The organism is Marinomonas sp. S3726 (assembly GCF_000967665.1).
Lineage (GTDB): Bacteria > Pseudomonadota > Gammaproteobacteria > Pseudomonadales > Marinomonadaceae > Marinomonas.
Genome location: NZ_JXYC01000004.1, coordinates 445,809 through 465,358, shown reverse-complemented (window position 1 = coordinate 465,358; position 19,550 = coordinate 445,809). Strand labels below are relative to the sequence as shown.

21 protein-coding genes are annotated in these 19,550 nt (G+C 41.8%); 12 read left to right on the top strand and 9 right to left on the bottom strand.

Annotated elements, in window-relative coordinates; all coding sequences use genetic code 11:
* Nucleotides 1-44: 44 nt before the first annotated feature.
* The 3 genes from hisF to hisB are packed head-to-tail and all read right to left on the bottom strand — an operon-like array spanning nt 45 to nt 2,152.
* Nucleotides 45-818, bottom strand: coding sequence for an imidazole glycerol phosphate synthase subunit HisF (gene hisF, locus TW85_RS03310; RefSeq protein WP_046015638.1), 774 nt, complete (start codon nt 816-818; stop codon nt 45-47).
* Between the two features lie 52 nt (nt 819-870).
* A complete protein-coding gene (hisH, locus tag TW85_RS03305) occupies nt 871-1,533 on the bottom strand; it encodes an imidazole glycerol phosphate synthase subunit HisH (RefSeq protein WP_046015637.1) in 663 nt (220 codons plus the stop codon).
* 25 nt (nt 1,534-1,558) lie between these two features.
* Nucleotides 1,559-2,152: an imidazoleglycerol-phosphate dehydratase HisB gene (gene hisB / locus TW85_RS03300; protein WP_009834134.1), complete on the bottom strand. Its 594-nt coding sequence runs from the start codon at nt 2,150-2,152 to the stop codon at nt 1,559-1,561.
* Between the two features lie 304 nt (nt 2,153-2,456).
* Between hisB and mutY the strand changes: the two genes are divergently transcribed.
* On the top strand, nt 2,457-3,506 hold the full coding sequence (gene mutY / locus TW85_RS03295) for an A/G-specific adenine glycosylase (RefSeq protein WP_046015636.1): 1,050 nt from the start codon (nt 2,457-2,459) through the stop codon (nt 3,504-3,506).
* Between the two features lie 100 nt (nt 3,507-3,606).
* On the top strand, nt 3,607-3,891 hold the full coding sequence (locus tag TW85_RS03290) for an oxidative damage protection protein (RefSeq protein WP_046015635.1): 285 nt from the start codon (nt 3,607-3,609) through the stop codon (nt 3,889-3,891).
* Nucleotides 3,892-3,967: 76 nt separating this feature from the next.
* Here TW85_RS03290 and yihA read toward each other — a convergent pair whose 3' ends face one another.
* The gene (gene yihA, locus TW85_RS03285; RefSeq protein ID WP_046015634.1) at nt 3,968-4,603 is read right to left on the bottom strand and encodes a ribosome biogenesis GTP-binding protein YihA/YsxC; all 636 of its coding nucleotides are present in this window, start codon (nt 4,601-4,603) and stop codon (nt 3,968-3,970) included.
* Nucleotides 4,604-4,806: 203 nt separating this feature from the next.
* On the opposite strand from yihA, the gene TW85_RS03280 reads away from it, so the two are divergent.
* The 10 genes from TW85_RS03280 to TW85_RS03235 all read left to right on the top strand — a co-directional run bounded on the left by TW85_RS03280 (nt 4,807) and on the right by TW85_RS03235 (nt 13,534).
* The gene (locus TW85_RS03280) at nt 4,807-5,409 is read left to right on the top strand and encodes a c-type cytochrome (RefSeq protein WP_046015633.1); all 603 of its coding nucleotides are present in this window, start codon (nt 4,807-4,809) and stop codon (nt 5,407-5,409) included.
* Between the two features lie 219 nt (nt 5,410-5,628).
* Nucleotides 5,629-6,258, top strand: coding sequence for a thiol:disulfide interchange protein DsbA/DsbL (locus tag TW85_RS03275; RefSeq protein ID WP_046015632.1), 630 nt, complete (start codon nt 5,629-5,631; stop codon nt 6,256-6,258).
* A 14-nt stretch (nt 6,259-6,272) separates the two neighbouring features.
* Nucleotides 6,273-7,787: a GGDEF domain-containing protein gene (locus tag TW85_RS03270; RefSeq protein ID WP_046015631.1), complete on the top strand. Its 1,515-nt coding sequence runs from the start codon at nt 6,273-6,275 to the stop codon at nt 7,785-7,787.
* A gap of 179 nt (nt 7,788-7,966) precedes the next feature.
* Entirely contained in the window at nt 7,967-8,722 is a 756-nt protein-coding gene (gene ubiE / locus TW85_RS03265; protein ID WP_046015630.1) for a bifunctional demethylmenaquinone methyltransferase/2-methoxy-6-polyprenyl-1,4-benzoquinol methylase UbiE, read from the top strand.
* 2 nt (nt 8,723-8,724) lie between these two features.
* Nucleotides 8,725-10,368 carry a ubiquinone biosynthesis regulatory protein kinase UbiB gene (ubiB, locus tag TW85_RS03260; protein ID WP_046015629.1) on the top strand — a complete coding sequence of 548 codons (1,644 nt, stop codon included), beginning with the start codon at nt 8,725-8,727 and terminating at the stop codon, nt 10,366-10,368.
* A 16-nt stretch (nt 10,369-10,384) separates the two neighbouring features.
* The gene (locus TW85_RS03255; protein ID WP_046015628.1) at nt 10,385-10,717 is read left to right on the top strand and encodes a phosphoribosyl-ATP diphosphatase; all 333 of its coding nucleotides are present in this window, start codon (nt 10,385-10,387) and stop codon (nt 10,715-10,717) included.
* 28 nt (nt 10,718-10,745) lie between these two features.
* Nucleotides 10,746-10,955 carry a Sec-independent protein translocase subunit TatA gene (tatA, locus tag TW85_RS03250; RefSeq protein ID WP_046015627.1) on the top strand — a complete coding sequence of 70 codons (210 nt, stop codon included), beginning with the start codon at nt 10,746-10,748 and terminating at the stop codon, nt 10,953-10,955.
* Between the two features lie 3 nt (nt 10,956-10,958).
* Nucleotides 10,959-11,351 (top strand): Sec-independent protein translocase protein TatB, encoded by a 393-nt coding sequence (gene tatB / locus TW85_RS03245; protein WP_046015626.1) that lies wholly within the window; start codon nt 10,959-10,961, stop codon nt 11,349-11,351.
* 22 nt (nt 11,352-11,373) lie between these two features.
* Complete coding sequence (gene tatC, locus TW85_RS03240; protein WP_046015625.1) at nt 11,374-12,144, top strand: twin-arginine translocase subunit TatC; 771 nt, start codon at nt 11,374-11,376, stop codon at nt 12,142-12,144.
* 205 nt (nt 12,145-12,349) lie between these two features.
* Nucleotides 12,350-13,534, top strand: a complete 1,185-nt coding sequence (locus TW85_RS03235; RefSeq protein ID WP_046015624.1) for a TauD/TfdA family dioxygenase — start codon at nt 12,350-12,352, stop codon at nt 13,532-13,534.
* Nucleotides 13,535-13,578: 44 nt separating this feature from the next.
* Here the strand turns inward: TW85_RS03235 and TW85_RS03230 are convergent, their stop codons facing one another.
* The 5 genes from TW85_RS03230 to TW85_RS03210 all read right to left on the bottom strand — a co-directional run bounded on the left by TW85_RS03230 (nt 13,579) and on the right by TW85_RS03210 (nt 19,497).
* Nucleotides 13,579-14,577, bottom strand: coding sequence for a GlxA family transcriptional regulator (locus tag TW85_RS03230; protein ID WP_046015623.1), 999 nt, complete (start codon nt 14,575-14,577; stop codon nt 13,579-13,581).
* Between the two features lie 76 nt (nt 14,578-14,653).
* Nucleotides 14,654-16,333, bottom strand: a complete 1,680-nt coding sequence (locus TW85_RS03225; RefSeq protein WP_046015622.1) for a BCCT family transporter — start codon at nt 16,331-16,333, stop codon at nt 14,654-14,656.
* Between the two features lie 124 nt (nt 16,334-16,457).
* On the bottom strand, nt 16,458-17,426 hold the full coding sequence (locus tag TW85_RS03220) for a 3-hydroxyacyl-CoA dehydrogenase NAD-binding domain-containing protein (protein WP_046015621.1): 969 nt from the start codon (nt 17,424-17,426) through the stop codon (nt 16,458-16,460).
* A 10-nt stretch (nt 17,427-17,436) separates the two neighbouring features.
* Nucleotides 17,437-18,327 (bottom strand): 3-keto-5-aminohexanoate cleavage protein, encoded by an 891-nt coding sequence (locus tag TW85_RS03215; protein ID WP_046015898.1) that lies wholly within the window; start codon nt 18,325-18,327, stop codon nt 17,437-17,439.
* 213 nt (nt 18,328-18,540) lie between these two features.
* A complete protein-coding gene (locus TW85_RS03210) occupies nt 18,541-19,497 on the bottom strand; it encodes a GlxA family transcriptional regulator (protein ID WP_046015620.1) in 957 nt (318 codons plus the stop codon).
* Nucleotides 19,498-19,550 lie beyond the last annotated feature (53 nt).

Below are 19,550 nucleotides of genomic sequence, written 5' to 3'. Positions count from 1 at the left end.
CAAAACATGATCGGCTAATGATAAGCCGATCATGCCTGCAATAACTAAAGACGCATTTCTATGCCACGTTCAGCCATAAACTCTTTTGCTTCAGGAACAGTGTACTCCCCAAAGTGGAAGATACTTGCAGCAAGCACAGCATCCGCTTTACCTTGAATAACACCATCAACGAGATGCTCTAGGTTACCTACTCCACCAGAGGCGATCACAGGCACATGCACAGCTTCACTGATTGCTCTAGTAACACCTAGATCAAAACCGTTTTTAGTACCGTCTCTATCCATACTAGTTAGCAAAATTTCACCAGCGCCATAATCAACCATTTTCTTAGCCCACTCAACCGCATCTAAGCCAGTTGGCTTACGGCCACCATGGGTAAATATTTCCCATTTATCTTCTTCACCTTCTTGGCTCACTTTTTTTGCATCAATTGCAACTACGATACATTGTGAACCAAAACGTTGGGCAGCTTCTCTTACAAATTCAGGATTAAATACTGCAGCAGTATTAATACCAACCTTATCCGCTCCCGCATTCAGCATGCGACGAATGTCATCACAAGTGCGAATACCACCACCAACCGTCAAGGGAATAAATACCTGACTAGCGATGGCTTCAACCATATGAACAGTAGTTGCTCTATCATCTGAACTGGCGGTAATATCTAAAAAAGTAATCTCATCAGCACCTTGTTCATCATAACGCTTAGCAACCTCTACAGGGTCACCCGCATCACGAATATCAAGAAACTGAACCCCTTTGACCACACGGCCATTATCAACATCTAAACAAGGGATAATACGTTTTGCTAAGCCCATTTCGACTCCTCAACTCTTGCTGCCGTATATTCAGGCATAATTCAAAAACAAACTAAGGCTTGCCATCCCAGTTCAAAAAGTTCTTATAAAGCTGCAAACCATCTTTATGGCTTTTTTCAGGGTGGAACTGAACTGCAAACACATTATCTCTTGCTAAAGCGACACAAAATTCATGGCCATAATCACAGCTCCCAGCCACTTCGCTTTTATCTTCTGGCACAACATAAAAACTGTGTACGAAGTAGAAACGTGCCTGATCAGGAATATCTTTCCATAAAGGGTGCGCAATACTTTGCTTAACCTGATTCCAACCCATGTGAGGAACTTTTAACTTACTGCCATCATAGTCTTTGTGCTCTTCACCAAAGAAAAGCGCATTACCTGCAAAGTGATTTAAACAATCAACACCTTCATTCTCTTCACTATGAGACATAAGGGATTGAATCCCTACACAAATCGCTAGAAATGGCTTTTCTTTCATCGCCTTTTGGATGCTTGGCACCAAACCCGTGCTGTACATTTCACCAATACAATCACGAATCGCTCCAACGCCAGGTAATAACACTCTATCTGCAGCCTCAATAACGACTGGATCACTTGTTACTATTACCTGTGTATTCTCGTCAGCAACATGCTCTAATGCTTTTGCTACCGAGTGTAGGTTTCCCATTCCGTAATCAATGACTGCAACTGTTTTGTTACTTGCTAGTGTCATTTTTATGTCCTCTGAGCCTTACGGCTTATAAACAACCTTTAGTAGATGGCATTTGACCTGCCATACGCTCATCAACTTCTAGCGCCATACGTAGAGCGCGACCAAACGCTTTAAATACTGTCTCAGCTTGGTGATGAGTATTCTTACCACGTAAGTTATCAAGGTGAAGTGTCACTTGAGCATGGTTAACGAATCCATGGAAAAACTCAGAGAAAAGATCAACATCAAAGCCGCCGACCGAGCCACGAGTAAAAGGCACGTGCATTTCTAGTCCAGCACGGCCTGAAAAGTCGATAACCACACGAGACAAGGCTTCATCTAATGGTACATAAGCATGTCCATAGCGCTTAATGCCCTTTTTATCGCCAACAGCCTGATTAAAAGCTTGGCCTAGGGTAATGCCTAAATCTTCTACCGTGTGATGGGCATCAATATGTAAATCACCAACTGCATGGATATCCAAATCAATCAAACCATGTCGTGCAACTTGATCTAACATATGATCTAAAAAAGGCACACCTGTTTCACAGTTAAATTTACCTGTTCCATCTAGGTTAATACTTACCTTAATTTGTGTTTCAAGCGTATTACGCTCAACACTAGCGATCCGATCTGACATAGGAATTACTCTCCTGGCATTGTTGGTATTGGCTGAATCAATAAAAATAAAAGACTTCTCTCTAGACTCACTAAGAGGGTGCAACTCATACGGACTGACGTAACGAGTAAGCTGAACGACTTTCAAATTTGCATAGGATCTCGATTATATACTCAAAATGCCGCTAAAAGCAGTTATCTAAAGGAATTAAACGGGAAATTAGACCAACTTTATTTGCATATATTAAGTTCTACTTCCAGCAAAGGTTATGGCAAGCTAATTACTAGTGATATCATGCCGCCACCTTTATTTAAGTGACACAAAAATGCAGCCTATCGATAATTTTGCAGACAGAGTTTTAACTTGGTTTGATCAACATGGACGCAAAGATCTTCCGTGGCAAATGGATAAAACGCCTTACCGGGTCTGGATTTCAGAAATTATGTTACAACAGACTCAAGTAGTGACTGTTATTCCCTATTATCAGAAATTCATGACAAGCTTTCCGGATGTATATCATCTTGCTGATGCCCCAGAAGATGAAGTGCTCGCTCACTGGAGTGGTTTAGGCTATTACGCTCGCGCCAGAAACCTTCATAAAGCAGCGAAAGTGCTGGCTAATGAGCTTGATGGCACTTTTCCGGCAAGCTTAGAAGGCGTATGTGAACTTTCAGGTATTGGTAGATCCACGGCTGCTGCAATTCTATCTATCTCTCGTAATGAGCAAACGGCTATTTTAGATGGCAATGTTAAAAGGGTTTTAGGCCGTTTCCATGCAATCGATACTTGGCCAGGTGAAAAGAAAACCGAAAATGCCATGTGGGAACTAGCTGAGAGCTATATGCCGGCAGAACGTTGTGGCGATTACACTCAGGCCATGATGGATTTGGGCGCCACTCTCTGTACTCGCAGTAAGCCTCAATGTTTGTTCTGCCCTATCCAAGATGATTGCCAAGCCCTTGCCTCAGGTACACCAACAGATTACCCGATTAAAAAACCTAAAAAGAGTATTCCAACACGACAAACAGATATGTTGGTACTACAAAACCCGAATGGAAAAGTTTTGTTAGAAAAAAGACCAAGTACAGGTATTTGGGGTGGATTGTGGAGTTTGCCTGAAAGCCAAGATGAGGCCATAACGTTAGCCACAGAGCAAAGGTTTAAACTAACAGTAGAAAACCTAAGCACTCTCACAGAGTTTCGTCATACCTTTAGTCACTATCATTTAGAGATAACGCCATACTTAGCAAGCATTCAAGCCAGCGACGAAATAGGTGAAGATGGTAAATACAAATGGTATACATTAGAAGAAGCCATGGCTTTAGGTTTACCAACGCCGGTTCGCAAAATTTTGACGCCTTTATTAGATAAATAAGGCAATGAATCAAGCCAACTTTATAGCTTGAAACTTGGGGTTAAAGCCCCATTATTAAAACATTATTCATTTTTATACGAACAAGATAAGGGCCGAGAAGATGGCACAGACAGTTTTTTGCAAAAAACATCAGAAGCAGCTTGAAGGTTTAGATCGCGCACCTTTTCCCGGCCAAAAAGGAATTGATGTTCTAGAAAACATTTCAAAACAAGCCTGGCAAGAGTGGCAAGCCCTGCAAACTATGCTGATCAATGAAAAGCAACTAAACATGATGCAAGCAGACTCACGCAAATACATAATGGAGCAGATGGAAAAGTTTTTTAACAATGAAGAAACAGACAAAATCCAAGGCCATACAGATTTTGACGATATAGAAGAGCTATAAAACTTAAATCCGTAATAACAGACACAAAAAAGCCACGATTAATATTAATCGCGGCTTTTTTATAGCGTCTACAGAATTACTCTGCTTCAGGCTCAATAAACAATTCTAGATTTAGCCAAGTTGCTAATTTCAATCTAAGCTCATCAATACCATCGCCATTCAAACCGGAGAAAGTTTGTACCGTCCCTATTACCTCTAAATCTTTAAGAGCTTTAGCCACTTGCAACTTAGTTGATTTTGCAGGACCACGCTTTAACTTATCAGATTTAGTCAAAATCACATGAACTTGCATTTTATTAGACTTAGCCCAGTCCAACATCATGTGGTCAAACTCTTTTAAAGGGTGACGTATATCCATAACCAAAACGACACCAGCCAAAGAGCGGCGATTCATTAGGTAATCTTGCATATGCGCTTGCCACTTCATTTTCATGGCAACAGGTACTTTCGCAAAGCCGTAACCTGGCAAATCTATTAGACGACGATCTTCAACATTTAGCCCAAAACAGTTAATCAACTGGGTACGCCCCGGCGTTTTCGAAGTACGCGCCAGTTTCTTCTGATCAGTTAAGGTATTTAGGGCAGTTGATTTCCCCGCATTAGATCTTCCCGCGAAGGCAACTTCTAAACCTTGGTCAACTGGGCATTGGGATAATTTCTCAGCACTTTTAATAAAATGAGCCGAGCGAAAAATGGAATCAAAGGGTGTCATATACTTGATATTCGTCAATAGAGTAGGATTAGCGTTCACGTTTTACATCTGGTTGTATATAATGCCTGCTAATTTGCTTATTTACCATGTTTAAACTAGTTAAACATGCTGGAAAATCTGGTTTAATAGGCGGGCAAATTAGGTGGTGACTCTACTCGCCAGGTAAAGTCGTCACATTTTGATTGGATTGTCAGGGGCAGCGAATGAAAAAAGTACTAATTGGTATGTTGGTCGCAATGGGGGCATCTTCTGCCGCAGTAGCGCAAGGTAACCCAGAAGCGGGTAAAGAATTGACGACTGTTTGTGCAGCATGTCATGGTGCGGATGGTAATAGCGCACTTGCCAACTTTCCTAAATTAGCAGGTCAACAAGAAGGTTACCTGCTAAAGCAACTTAAAGACATCAAATCTGGCTCACGTCCTGTGACAGAGATGACTGGCTTGTTAGATGGTTACAACAACCAAAACCTAAGTGACATTGCAGCATACTTTGCTAGCAACCCAGTGGTTACTGGTCAGGCAGATCCAGAGCTTGTTGAAGCTGGTAAAGCGGTTTACCGTACAGGTAACCCAAAAACTGGCGTTCCTGCTTGTATGGCATGCCACGGTCCAGCAGGTAAAGGCCTAGGTTCAGCAGCATTTCCTGCACTTGCAGGTCAACACGCAGACTACACTGCAGCTCAGTTGAAGAAATTCCAAAGCAACGAGCGTGTAAATGACCCAGCTAAAATCATGCAAGATATCGCATTCAAAATGAATGATCGCGAAATCAAAGCGGTTTCTAGCTACATTCAAGGTTTGTACTAGTCTGCTCTTTAACCTGAGCGGAATCCAAACCTAACTCAAACCTCTGAGTGAGTGCATTACTACAGAGGCTTGAGACTAAAAAACCTCCACATGGAGGTTTTTTTGTATTTTTCCAACATTCGAATGAACTTTTGTTTGCTAGCGGAATCCTAACTTACTGCTTGCAACCTTATTGGCATAGACATGCCCCTAGTTTTTTCTAATACATAGGATGATTTCATGAAAAAGATCTTAATCACTTTAGCTGTATTACTATGCTTACCTGCATCTTTATTGGCAGCTGACTATAGTCCGGGGAACGGCTATACACTGATTAAAAACCCTGTACGTACTGCAAACCCAAACAAAATAGAAGTTGTTGAGATTTTTTGGTACGGATGCCCACACTGTTTCAGCCTTGAACCTGTTACTCAAGCTTGGAGCAAGAACATCGCAGACGATGTAGATTTTAAGTTTATGCCTGCTGTTTTCGGTCGTAGCTGGCAAGCTCAAGCTAAAGCTTATTACGTTTCAGAACTGTTGGGTTTACAAGAAAAAACACATGGCGCAATATTTAATGCAATTCATCTAGACAAACGTAGGCTAAACTCTGAAGATAAACTTGCTGAGTTCTTCACTCAATTCGGAGTAAGTGAAGCTAACTTTAAAAAGCAATTTAACTCATTTGCAGTAAATAGCCGTCTGTCACAAGCTGATGCAAAAATCAGAGCTTACGGCGCACGTGGTGTTCCAGGTTTAATCGTAAACGGAAAATACCTAGTCACAGCGCAATCTGCAGGTGGTAATAATAAAATTTATAGCGTGGTTGATTTCTTGATCGAACAAGAACGCCAAACTATGAAAAATTAATTAAGCGAGGCCCAATGCCTGATCCATCTAGTGATAACCTTGTCGAAGCCTTACGGAAGGCCGTTTCTAGAACAAGTATGATGGCTGAGGGCATGGACCCTGAGCTAGATAAAACATTAGCTCAAATCAGGCGTACAATTTCTGGTGAGGCGGACGAAAATGACGTTCGCCTCGCTTTGAAAGAAGCTGAACCAAGGTTAATCGCTGCAGATAAATCAAGAGCAGAAAGAGCCAAACTATTTAAAGACAGCTTGTTGGATCTCATCGAGTCGTTAAATAGCCTGCCAAATCATCATATCCCTAATCAAAAAAAGAGTGCGTTAGAAACCAACATTCGCTCTCACTGGCAAAGCAGTTACCAATGGCCCGCTCTTTTAGCAGAGTTTTTAATCCTAACTAAAGCGACCTTTAATCAAGAGGCGGTCAAAAAACGTTCTTTTTTCAGTCGCCTTTTTACCAAAGAAGAAACAAAATCTGAAAAGTCCGAACAGGACGTCGTTAATGATATTTCGCGCACTCTATTAAACTTGTTAGGCAATTTGGCACTTCCAATCGAATACGATGAACAAGTAAGCGAACTTAAGTCCTTGCTTGAACAGGAAAAGAAACTTCAAATTGTGCCGCAGATATTATCTGAAAGTATTAATTTAACTATGATAGCGCTAGGCTCATCTCAGCAAGAGCTAACCTCTTACCTAGGCAAACTAAATAAACAACTAGCTTCAATTAACATCAGTGTTGGCAATAGTTATAAGGCGCAAAAAACACTTTCTACCCACAGGGAAAGCTTTAATGACAAGATTCAGCAGCAAGTAAGTGAAACCTCTACCGCCGTTGATGAAGCTGACGACCTTACCGAATTACAGAAACTCATATCTGTGCGTTTAGATAATATTTCTAACACCATGACTGAGTATCAAAAGCAAATGATAGAACAAGAGAAAACTGCCACTCAATCTATCACTCAGCTCAGACAAAAAGTCTCCAAGATGGAGAAAGACAGTTCGAACTTACGAATAAACCTGCAACAAAAAATTGCACAAGCAACTACAGATACTGTTACTAACCTGCCTAACCGTAGTGCTTACCAAGACACTATCATGCCCATGTGTCAGCTAGCGCAAAAGAGCAAAAAGCCTCTAATATTAGGCGTGTTCGACATAGACCACTTCAAAAATGTAAACGACACCTGGGGTCACCTAGCTGGCGATAAAGTCTTAAACCTATTGCCTCGACAGCTGAAAAATGTCCTTTCAGAAAAAGACATGGTATTCCGTTATGGTGGTGAAGAGTTCGTATTTCTGCTCCCTAATTGCAACCTCTTGGATGCTAAAAACAAAGCAGAAGCCATTCGTGATGCCGTTGAAAAGATGCCATTCAACGTTAACGGTGAACCTGTACCTATTACTATCTCGATAGGCATAGCTCAACTAGCTACGGGTGAGTCTCACGAAGCCTTATTTGAGCGAGCTGACAAACTGCTTTATCAAGCTAAGAGTGCAGGCAGAAACAGAGTGATTAGTGAGTAACTCTGTTTTGTCAAAAATCTAATAATAATTATGTGAGATCAATAGAGTTTTTACTCATAGATCTTCATAATAGCCTTATATTTTAACCTTTAGCCGTCTTCTTCGTTTCACTTTATTAGTCAAACATGCAAAAGCGGAATACTAGTCACCCTTAAGATTAGGGTTTAGGACACATTTTCATGCAAGATCAACACGACAAAACGACACACTTTGGCTTTCAAGAAATTCCAGTTGATGAAAAAGTCGACGCCGTAGCCAAGGTTTTTCATTCTGTAGCGGCAAAGTACGACATCATGAATGACCTTATGTCTGGTGGTATTCATCGCTTATGGAAGATGCATACGATCAACCAGTCAGGTGTTCGTTCAGGTAACAAGGTACTAGACATCGCAGGCGGCACTGGCGATTTGACCCTTAAGTTCTCCCGCATTGTCGGCTCTCAAGGTAAAGTTGTTTTAGCTGATATCAATGACTCCATGCTAAAAGTAGGTCGTGACAAGCTGGCTAATCGAGGCGTTGTAGGTAATGTTGAGTTCGTTCAAGCCAACGCTGAAGCCCTGCCTTTTCCCGATAACACCTTCGACTGTATCACTATTGCATTTGGCCTTCGTAACGTAACAAATAAAGATGCTGCCATTGCTTCTATGTATCGTGTCTTGAAGCCAGGTGGTCGTCTTCTCATTCTTGAGTTCTCAAAGCCTGAATCTGAATGTCTGTCCAATATTTATGATCAGTACTCTTTCCGTTTATTACCTATGATGGGCAAGCTCATTGCCAATGATTCAGAAAGCTATCGTTACTTAGCAGAATCTATCCGCATGCACCCAGATCAAGAAACACTAAAAGGCATGATGGATGATGTAGGTTTTGAGCGCACTAGCTACCAAAATATGACAGGTGGCATAGTTGCACTTCACAAGGGATTTAAGCTGTAAAAATGTTTCAAAATTTATCACGAGCGCTACGGATACTGGCCGTAATTATACGCTTTCGTCTGGATGCTTTTTTACCTTACGACAAACTCCCTTGGTACCTAAAGTACTCGGTTGGCCTGGTTAGCCGCTTACTTAAACCCAGTAAGCGCTATACAAGAGGCGAGAGATTACGCATGGCTTTAATCTCTCTTGGGCCTATTTTTGTCAAATTTGGACAGATTTTATCAACACGCCGTGATTTACTTGATGATGATATCGCCAATGAATTGGCTAAATTACAAGATAAAGTCCCGCCATTTAATAAAGAAGAAGCGCGTAGCCTTATTGAAAAAGCCCTAGGTGCAAGTGTTGAAGATGTTTTTCAAGACTTTACCATAGAGCCTCTTGCCTCAGCCTCTATTGCACAAGTTCATTGTGCTACCTTAACCAGCGGTGAAGAGGTTGTTGTTAAAGTTATTCGACCAAAAATAGAGAAGACTATTCGTAAAGATATAGGTCTACTTTATGCCATCGCGAAACTAGTTAGAAACATCAATGATGATGGTCGTCGTTTAAGACCAGTTGAAGTTATTGAAGACTACGAACATACCATTCTTGATGAGTTAGACCTAACTAAAGAAGCCGCTAATACAGCCCAGCTAAGACGCAATTTCGAAGATTCAGACCTACTCTATGTTCCTAATATCTACTGGGATTACACTCGCCAAAACGTCATGGTAGCAGAGAAAATTTCTGGTATCCCTGTCGCTAACATTGATGAGTTAAAACAAGCAGATGTAGACATGAAGTGCTTAGCTGTTCGTGGCGTAGAGATCTTTTTCACTCAAGTCTTCGACCACAGTTTTTTCCATGCAGACATGCACCCAGGTAATATTTTTGTCGATATTACTAACCCTAAATCACCAAAATACATAGGTATTGATTGCGCCATCATGGGTAGCCTTTCCTATGAGGATAAAAGCTATCTTGCGCGTAACTTGCTTGCCTTTTTCAAACGCGATTATCGACTGGTTGCCGAACTCCATGTTGAAAGTGGCTGGGTTCCAAAAGGCACACCGGTGCACGCATTTGAATCAGCTATTCGTAGTGTTTGCGAGCCTATGTTTGCAAAACCGCTAAAAGACATTTCTTTTGGCCAAGTCATTATTGGTTTATTCCAAACAGCACGTCGCTTTAATATGGAAGTCCAACCTCAGCTTGTATTATTAGAAAAAACCCTACTCAATATTGAAGGCCTAGGTCGTCAGCTTTATCCAGATTTAGATCTATGGGAAACCGCACAACCCTTCTTAGAGCGCTGGTTAAAAGGACAAATTGGTCCACAAAGAGTCTTTGAAGAGATAAAAGTACAAGCACCAGAGTGGGCAGGACATCTACCTAAGATCCCGAATCTCGTTTATTCAGCACTCGAACAGATAAGTCATCAAGATGTTAGACATCAACAAAACACTCAAGCAATTATTAAATTAGAACAAGAGCTAAAACGTAACAATCGGATGTTACCTTTTAAAATATTAGGTGTTATTAGCTTAGTAACAGCTTGGTTAAATGCAGATGAGATTAGCCTCACCCGTATTGCAAATGCTGATTTAACTAGCTTGGCCCTATTCGCTATTGGTATATACCTGTTAGTATTAAAGAAGTAGTACAAGAGATTTTACAATGAAAGAAGAAGTATTAGCCCAGCTCGCACAAACAATTGAAGAGCGTAAAACAGCTAGCCCAGATTCATCATATGTTGCTAGCCTGCACGCAAAAGGGTTAAATAAGATATTAGAAAAGGTCGGCGAAGAATCTGTTGAAGCTATTATAGCGGCAAAAGATGCATCAGCATCTGGCGATAAGTCTGAACTTATCTATGAAACAGCTGACTTATGGTTTCACTCTTTAATCATGCTTTCTCACCTAGATTTAGGTCCAGAAGATGTTTTAAATGAACTGGCCCGTCGTTTTAACTTGTCCGGTTTGGAAGAAAAAGCCAACCGTACTAAATAACCAGATAACCTAATTTAGGAGAAAAACTATGCTTGGTGGAATCAGCATTTGGCAACTATTAATCGTTTTGGCCATTCTTATTTTAATTTTTGGCACTAAGAAGCTTAAAAACCTAGGTGGTGATTTAGGCGGTGCTGTTAAAGGCTTTAAAGAAGCCGTTAACAAAGACGAAGATGATAAGAACGCCCAAGCAAAAGCAATTGATGGCGAATCTAAAAAAGACGACAAGAGCGCATAATCCGTGTTCGATATTGGCTTCTCTGAGTTAATCGTCGTGTTTATTGTAGGCCTTCTGATCTTAGGACCAGAACGCCTACCTCACGCCGCAAAAACAGCTGGATTATGGGTTCGTAAAATACGACGAAGTATCAACTCGGTTCAACGTGAGATCAATGCACAACTAGACCAAGAAGAGCTGCAGCGTAAATTGGATTTAAATAACCAACGCATCATGCAAGAAAACCCGGCGTCCAACTCGCCAGGTGTGATTCAAAACACCATCACTCCCTTGCCTGAAAGTGCTATGACTAAAGATGAACCAGACGTGTCTAAAGAAACCTCTGCTGAAGCATCTGAGCAAACGCAAACCTCAGCCCAACCCAATGAAGCGGATAACAAATCTGTTACTGGTTAATCCCTAGATTTAAGATGTTAATATGAGCAGTGAAACACAAAATAATCAGAGCCAAGCGCCGCTAGTTTCTCACCTTATCGAATTGAGAAACCGCTTACTCAAATCTGTTTTGGCTATTTTGATTTGTTTTCTAGCGCTTTATGCCATAGCTAACGAACTATACCTAGCAATTTCAGAACCACTTAGGGCGTTATTGCCAGAAGGGAGTTCGTTAATTGCTACAGAAGTAGCTTCTCCCTTTTTAGCGCCGTTAAAGCTAACTTTTTTTGTTGCCGTTTTAATCTCCATTCCTTTTACTTTATACCAAGCTTGGGCTTTTATTGCCCCAGCCCTATACAAAAATGAAAAGAAACTCGCGATTCCTTTACTCGTTTCGAGTGTTCTTCTTTTCTATGGCGGCGTAGCTTTTGCCTATTACGTCGTATTGCCACTTGTATTTGGTTTCTTTACTTCGGTCGGCCCAAGTGAAGTAACCGTCATGACAGACATAAATAGTTACCTTAATTTTGTTTTAAAACTATTTTTTGCTTTTGGTGTTACTTTTGAGATCCCTATTGCGACTTATCTTTTGATCAAAGCGGGTGTCACAAGCGTTGCATCCTTATCTAAAAAGCGCCCTTATATTATTCTTGGCTGCTTTGTTATGGGAATGTTGATCACCCCACCTGATATCTTTTCTCAAACCCTGTTAGCTATCCCTATGTGGATGTTATTTGAAGTTGGTTTATTAGCAGGACGAACCGTCAAGGTCGAAGAAGAGAAGCCTAGTGAAGAATCCACTCAGACAGAATAAAGACTCTTACGAGCAAATTAAAAAGAGAAGCCTAGCTTCTCTTTTTTTATGGCTAAAACTTATGATTGGCGAGAAAAACACCCTCATAAATTTGTCGGATTGGTGCAATATGATGTCGACTCGGTACCACAAAAATCGTTAATCCTCGTTATAAGATGATTCAAAGAGTTACCTCTCTCATTGAAACATTAACTAGGAAAGTACAATGACATTAGCCGACGCCCATACAGAAATTGCATCATTTACCCCTTACCCTATAAAGCAAATTCCGCTAAATGTTCAACTAGGAAACGAATCGCTTTTAATCACATGGGATAACGGCCATGAGAGCGAATACCACTACCTTTGGTTAAGAGATAATTGTCATTGTTCTGAATGTATTGCCACACTCACAAGGGAGCAGGTATTTGAAATTTGTGATGTGCCAGAAACAATAAAGCCTCAAGAAGCCTACTTATCCGATGATAATAGACTAGTAATCAAGTGGGATCATGCTGATCATATTAGCCAGTATCACCCCGGCTGGTTATTCAGTCATTGTTATAGTGACAGCGCCTTGAAGGCTAAACAGTGGCACGCAAAAGTGTGGGATAAAGAAACAATACATCAAGAGTTACCCACTAATACTTGCGTCAATATCATGCAAAGCGACCAACACCTTTTAACTTGGCTAAAAGATTTAAGAGACTATGGAATAGCGCTTATTAAGAGTGTAGAAAGAGAGCCAAATACCCTGATTAAGGTGGCAAACCGCATCTCTTTTATTCGAGAAACTAACTTTGGCACTATTTTTAATGTTCAGGCAAAAGCCGATGCCAATAGTACCGCTTATACTGATTTACGCTTACCTTTGCATACAGATTTACCGACACGAGAGTTACAGCCTGGATTGCAGTTTTTACACTGCCTAGTCAACGATGCCGCAGGTGGCGAATCAATTTTGGTAGATGGTTTTAAGATAGCCGAGCATATGCGCGAACATTACCCAGAAGAGTTTGAAAGCTTATCCAGTATCCCCATGGCCTTTTATAATAAAGACAAACACAGTGACTATCGCTTTCGAGGCACAGCGATAGTGCTTGATGAAAAAAAACAGGTTATTGAAGTTCGTCTTGCTAACTTCCTAAGAGGGCCAATTGATGTACCAGGACATCAGACCATAGCCCTATATAAAGCCTACAGTTGCTTTATACGACTCACTCGAGAAGAAAGGTTTCAGTTCTTCCATCGCCTGAATAGCGGCGACCTCATCGTCTTTGATAATCGTAGAGTCTTACACGCCCGTAATGCGTTCGACCTGAAAACAGGATCAAGACACCTACAAGGTTGTTATGTCGATAGGGACGAGCTCTTATCTCGCATAAGAGTACTTGAAAGGGATGCGCTCTAAGGGTTCAAACAAAATAGAGGTTTAGCGGTTATAAAAATAGGCCGCTATTCTATGCCTGAGCGATATTGGCTGGCTGTTGTACCATAAAGCGCTCGATAACGACGGCTAAAATGCGCGGTTGAGCTAAAACCACAGGCAAGCGCAATATCTGAGATACTAAGACCAGAATCAGACAAGAGGTAGCGTGCGTGCTCCACTCTCAATTGCACATAATAAGCTGAAGGCGTTGATGCTAAATACTGTAAGAACAATCTTTCGAGCTGCCTAACTGAAATAGACAAACAGTCAGCTAGATCCGATGTGGTTAGCGGGGTTTCAATATTGGATGCCATTAACTCCAAGGCTTTTAAAATTTTAGGATGATGTAAGTTGAGTTTTTCACCTTGGCTAACCCTTTGATGATCGGCTGGATTTCGAGCCTCACTTTTAATGAGTTGCTCGCACACTAGAATCGCCAGCTCTGGTTCAAAATAGGCTTCTATTAAATACAGCATCATATCGGTTGCAGCAGTACCACCTGCACAGGTGATGCGCTTATCCTGAATTTCAAAGAGTTCGTCACTAATTTCAAGTTCGGGATAACGTTCTTGAAAAGCGGGTTTAGCTTCCCAGTGCAACGTAATTTGATAGCCCTCTAATAACTTTGCCTTAGCTAACAAATAACACCCGGTATCTAGGGCACCTATCATGAACCCGAGACGATGCAGTTCACGTAGCCATTTAATAGATTTGTCTGAAGTGTGTTTTTCAGGATGAAAGCTCGCATTCACAAAGAGGTTTCTCGGTTTCTCAGCGCTCTTTATTGATTTAGATTCTTGCAAAGCTAAACCATTACTGGCAAAAACCGCTTCCCCTTCTTCACTAAAACACTGCCACCTAAATAACGTTTTACCCGCTAAACGGTTAGCTATGCGCAAAGGTTCGATAGCAGAAAGCAGCGACGCCATAGCGTATTCAGGTAAAAGCAAAAAAGATAAGGTAAAAACCCCATCATCATCTGCAATTAAAGGCTTTTGCGTTTTTGGGTATGGCGAGGTTTGCATCAAAACTCCTAAAAAAAAGATACGACCTTGATTTTACAGCCGTATCTTAAAGTTTTAGCCAACAAGCTAAAGGTTGTTAATCTTTTACTAATTGCGTTTCGCTATCGCCTCCAGTTTTACCCAGACCACTCACTTCGCTAAAGAGAGATTTAAGGACACCTAGCGTCATCACAATAATAATCAAGCTTAACGGCAGCGCGGCTGCAATATTTGCAGTTTGCAAAGCACTTAAACCGCCAGCAACTAACAAGGCTGCTGCAACTAATCCGATAACAACACCCCAAAAGATACGGAAAACTTTTGGTGGCTCTTCATTCCCTAAGGATAGGATAGTCGTTAATACCAAGGTACCTGAATCTGACGATGTCACAAACCAGCTCATTAGTAGGAATACCATCATGGCAGATACTATCCAGCCAATAACACCTTCGCCAAAGATACCGTCAGCACTCGCAAATAAAGCAGCAGGCAAGTTCCAAGCTTTAACAAGCTCAATAATTCCGGCGTTACCCACTCCAGCACTGCTGGTTAATTCTTGGAAAAGTGCAGTGCCACCAAAGATACCTAGCCATACAAAGATAATGATAGTAGGTACTAGCAAGACACCAATCACAAACTCTCTTAGGGTACGTCCGCGAGAAATCCGCGCGATAAATAAGCCAACAAAAGGTGCCCAAGCTAACCACCAGCCCCAGTAAAAAACTGTCCAGCCGTTTTGCCATTTTGCAGGGCCATCTTCTTCTGGGAACCAGAGCCCCATTTGAACAAAGTTTGCGAGATAATCTCCTAACGAAGCACCAAAAATAGCTAATAACCAACTTGTTGGTCCGCCGAATAAAAAGAAAGCAACGACGAGAATGGAGACAATAATATTCCACTGAGAGATAATTCTAATACCGCGTCCAACCCCAGACAGCGCAGACAACACAGAAACTATGGTAATCAAAACAATCAAAACAAGTTGTGTCGGTACACCAGAATCAACGCCAATGAGCCTTTCAAGCCCAACCGACATCTGACTGACACCTAACCCCAGTGAAGTAGCCACACCAAACACACAACCTAGCACACCGAAGATATCAACAATATGCCCTATAGGCCCATAAATACGATCACCAATAAAAGGGTAAAGTGCAGAACGTAGCGCCAAAGGAAGCTTTTTACGATAAGCAAAGTAAGCTAATGACATACCAACGATGACGTAAACAGCCCAGCCATGAAAACCCCAGTGGAAAAATGTCACTCTCAGAGCATCTACCGCCCTTTCATAACCAATTGCTCCCGCACCTGCCATATCGGCATAAGGGTTATTTGGGTAACCAAACGCACCACTGTTATCCAGATAGAAAATCGGTTCAGCAACCCCAAAGAATAAGATGCCTATGCCAATACCGGCAGAAAATAGCATAGAGAACCAAGCGAAATTGCTAAAATCAGGTCGGCTATCATCGTCACCTAAACGCACGCTACCAAATCGACTAAAGACGATAAAGGCACAAACAGCGATTAGGAAAACAATGGTGACCATGTAATACCAACCAAAGGTCACTTCGATCCAGGTTCGAATACTGCCAAATAGCTCCCCAGCTAATTCTGTATTCGATCCAGTAAATAATACAAACAAGAGCACTAAGAGTGACGAACTAATCGTCATACCTTTATGCATACCTTTAAATAGCCCCGTTTGGGCCAGTTTTTCAGCTTTAAATACCCTAGACTCTGATGCTTCAAAGCCTTCTTGAGGGGTAGACGACATAAGCGTATTCTCCATTTCTATAGTTTTTATTAAGAGAGCTTTCTTTGTTACTTTTACGACTTCATTTTCACCTCTTTGGCATCCATGCCAGACCAGTCATCCTGAACTCACACATATCAAACGCTTAGCGTTTAATGCCTTTCTCCGCTCGATATTCGTCTAGTGTCTGCATAATACGAATCAGGCAATCATCACGCTCTTGCACAAGTTCATCGATGGACGCGCCATTGGCTTGTGTCAAACACCCAGCCACCATGTCATCTTTCAATTCTTGTGTCAGTTTCGGCGCTTTAAGACGCGTCCAAGGCTCTTCTAATGCATCTTCAAAGTGATCCAATAGATGTGCCATACCGCCTTGCCCACCACCTAAATGGAAGGTTAAACAATGCCCCATAATGGCCCAACGTAAACCCGGCCCATAGGCGATCGCCTTATCAATGTCTTCAACCGAACATTCTTTGTTAGCCACCATATGCAAGGCTTCACGCCATAAAGCTTCTTGTAGACGGTTACCAATAAAGCCCGGCAATTCTTTATCCATTTTGGCGACTTGTTTTTCTGTTGCTTCATAAAAAGCCGCAGTCCAGTCAACCACTTCTTGACTGGTTCTTTCACCGCCACAAACCTCACAAAAAGGCACTAGATAAGGCGGGTTAAAAGGATGACCAACGACAAATCTATCAGGCTGAGCCTCAAGCTCATTTGCCATGTCTGTCATGGCAAATCCTGACGTACTGGAAATAATCACGACATCAGCAGGAACAATACGATCAAGGTCCGCAAACAAACTACGTTTAGCATCTAGTCGCTCTGGCGTACTTTCTTGGATAACCTCAACCTGATTAGCCAAAGCATCAAGAGAGTCAACAAAACGTAATTTATCTTTGCTTGCCCCTTCTCTTAAGCCTAACTTTTCAATCGTGGGCCAAATGTTGTCGACCATGGTCAACAATTTTTCTTTTGAATTAGGGCCAGGGTCGTACGCAACAACTTCCATTCCCATGCGAAGGTAATGCAAAGCCCAAGCGCCACCAATAACACCTGTACCTATTACCCCAACTTTTGATACCTGATCCGGATTAGGACGCGCCATAATCTATCTCCTATTGAGTGCCACGTAGGCGTAATTTTTCACGGGCTTGAGTTGGGCTTAAAATACGTGCTCCCATACTCTCGATAAGATTGACTGAGCGCTCTACCAATTGACCATTTGTTGCCAACACGCCTTTACCTAAATACAAGTTGTCTTCCAAGCCAACACGGACATGACCACCTAATAAGGCAGACTGAGCAGCCCAAGGTAATTGGTTACGGCCCAAAGCAAACGCTGTCCATTGGCTGTGATCAGGCAGCATATCCACCATACCTTTCAATAAAGTAAAGTCCGGTGGTGCTCCCCAAGGAATCCCCTGACACAGCTGGAACATAGCATTGTCATCAAGCAAACCTTCTTTCATCATTTGCAGAGAAAACCAAAGATTACCGGTATCAAAGATTTCTAATTCAACCGTCACACCGAGCTCTTTAATACGAGCAGCGCCGAGGCGAAGCATGTCGGGTGTCGACACATAGACAAGATTGTTATCACCGAAATTTAATGAACCGCAATCTAGGGTACAGATTTCAGGTTTTAGCTCTTCAATATGAACAAGACGCTCGAGTCCACCGACCAGATCTGTTTCTGGGCAAAATGCGGTTGGCTTTTCTTCGGGTCCAATATAAAGGTCGCCACCCATACCAGCGGTTAGATTAATGACAATGTCACAGTTAGATGCTCGAAGACGCTCACATACTTCAGCGTAAAGGTCGACTCGTCTAGAGCCTTGCTTTGTCTCTGGATCTCGAACATGAATATGGGCAATGGCCGCACCTGCATTCCAAGCTTCTATCGCTGAATTAGCAATTTGCTCTGGGGTAACGGGCACATTCGGGTTTTTATCTGCTGTATCCCCAGCACCATTAATAGCGCAAGTAATAATGACATCTTGATTCATCATAAGGACTCTTTCATGGGTTAAATAAAAACGAGAGACAAGTCGGTATGTCTCGCTCTCATCATCAAGTGACATCAAAGTTACACCTTAAAAAAGGATAATTTTGTCTAAAATCGATGATTAATAACCTAAAAACCACAAAAAAGAAGGGATGTCGTAAATAGATACACCTATCTGTTTACGACATATTGAGATGGATATTTTGCTTTAGAGCTACCTTTCTCGGCTAGGAAGTTTGGAGAATTGCTCTTGATAACAGCGGGTAAAATGAGAAAGAGAAACAAAGCCACAAGCAGTCGCCACCGAGGTTACGCTGTCTTTAGTTTGTTGTAACATCCAGCGGGCTTTCTCTAGCCTAAGCTGACGATAAAATGCTTTTGGGGTTTGTTCTAGATGTCGTTTAAATAAACGTTCAAGCTCTCTATCTGAAATACCAATATGCTCAGCTAGCTCTGCAATCAACAGAGGCTCTTCAATATTTTGTTCCATTAATTGCACCGCTTCGAGCAAATTTGGATTGCGACTATCTAGACGAAGTTGCAAGGAACGTCGCTGAGGTTCGCTATGCTCTCTTTGGTGGGTATAAACAAGCTCATCAGCCACTAAGGTCGCCAGTTCTTGTCCATGCTGGGCTCTAATCAGATACAGCATCATATCTAAACCCGCTAAGGCACCAGGACAAGAAAAACGCTTTCTATCTATAACCAACAACTCCTGCACTAAGGTTACCTTAGGGAAAGCCTCCTGAGTTGTTTCATGGTTTTCCCAATGCATGGTGACTCGATAGCCATCTAAAATGCCCGCCGCAGCCGCAATATAAGCACCTGTATCCTGACAACCAATATCAGCACCATAATGGCTTTGCTGTCGAATAAAACCTAATAGGGCGGGTGTCGTTACCAAATCAGGGTCACTGCCTGAACAGATAATTAAGGTTTCACACTTATCTATGGCTTGAATCTGGGTATGAGTCATTATCTCAATGCTATCACTGCTTGAGATTAAACCACCGCTTTCTGAGATAAGTTGCCACTCATACAAGTCTTCTCCTTGAGTACGATTTGCATGGCGTAAAGGGTCTAACATGGAGGTTAAGCCAAACAGAGAGAAGCCTGGCAGTAACAAAAAGTGAATCTTTTGTACTTTCGTTCTTGATGGATCACCAAACAAGTTTCATCTCCTCTCCCGATTAGGATGTCGATAATAATCAATTTATATGCGAC

What these genes read in the sequence shown, in the direction of transcription:
- hisF (WP_046015638.1), bottom strand. Translation starts at nt 818, where the DNA reads ATGGGCTTAGCAAAACGTATTATCCCTTGTTTAGATGTTGATAATGGC.
- hisH (WP_046015637.1), bottom strand. Translation starts at nt 1,533, where the DNA reads ATGACACTAGCAAGTAACAAAACAGTTGCAGTCATTGATTACGGAATG.
- hisB (WP_009834134.1), bottom strand. Translation starts at nt 2,152, where the DNA reads ATGTCAGATCGGATCGCTAGTGTTGAGCGTAATACGCTTGAAACACAA.
- mutY (WP_046015636.1), top strand. Translation starts at nt 2,457, where the DNA reads ATGCAGCCTATCGATAATTTTGCAGACAGAGTTTTAACTTGGTTTGAT.
- TW85_RS03290 (WP_046015635.1), top strand. Translation starts at nt 3,607, where the DNA reads ATGGCACAGACAGTTTTTTGCAAAAAACATCAGAAGCAGCTTGAAGGT.
- yihA (WP_046015634.1), bottom strand. Translation starts at nt 4,603, where the DNA reads ATGACACCCTTTGATTCCATTTTTCGCTCGGCTCATTTTATTAAAAGT.
- TW85_RS03280 (WP_046015633.1), top strand. Translation starts at nt 4,807, where the DNA reads ATGAAAAAAGTACTAATTGGTATGTTGGTCGCAATGGGGGCATCTTCT.
- TW85_RS03275 (WP_046015632.1), top strand. Translation starts at nt 5,629, where the DNA reads ATGAAAAAGATCTTAATCACTTTAGCTGTATTACTATGCTTACCTGCA.
- TW85_RS03270 (WP_046015631.1), top strand. Translation starts at nt 6,273, where the DNA reads ATGCCTGATCCATCTAGTGATAACCTTGTCGAAGCCTTACGGAAGGCC.
- ubiE (WP_046015630.1), top strand. Translation starts at nt 7,967, where the DNA reads ATGCAAGATCAACACGACAAAACGACACACTTTGGCTTTCAAGAAATT.
- ubiB (WP_046015629.1), top strand. Translation starts at nt 8,725, where the DNA reads ATGTTTCAAAATTTATCACGAGCGCTACGGATACTGGCCGTAATTATA.
- TW85_RS03255 (WP_046015628.1), top strand. Translation starts at nt 10,385, where the DNA reads ATGAAAGAAGAAGTATTAGCCCAGCTCGCACAAACAATTGAAGAGCGT.
- tatA (WP_046015627.1), top strand. Translation starts at nt 10,746, where the DNA reads ATGCTTGGTGGAATCAGCATTTGGCAACTATTAATCGTTTTGGCCATT.
- tatC (WP_046015625.1), top strand. Translation starts at nt 11,374, where the DNA reads ATGAGCAGTGAAACACAAAATAATCAGAGCCAAGCGCCGCTAGTTTCT.
- TW85_RS03235 (WP_046015624.1), top strand. Translation starts at nt 12,350, where the DNA reads ATGACATTAGCCGACGCCCATACAGAAATTGCATCATTTACCCCTTAC.
- TW85_RS03230 (WP_046015623.1), bottom strand. Translation starts at nt 14,577, where the DNA reads ATGCAAACCTCGCCATACCCAAAAACGCAAAAGCCTTTAATTGCAGAT.
- TW85_RS03225 (WP_046015622.1), bottom strand. Translation starts at nt 16,333, where the DNA reads ATGTCGTCTACCCCTCAAGAAGGCTTTGAAGCATCAGAGTCTAGGGTA.
- TW85_RS03220 (WP_046015621.1), bottom strand. Translation starts at nt 17,426, where the DNA reads ATGGCGCGTCCTAATCCGGATCAGGTATCAAAAGTTGGGGTAATAGGT.
- TW85_RS03215 (WP_046015898.1), bottom strand. Translation starts at nt 18,327, where the DNA reads ATGAATCAAGATGTCATTATTACTTGCGCTATTAATGGTGCTGGGGAT.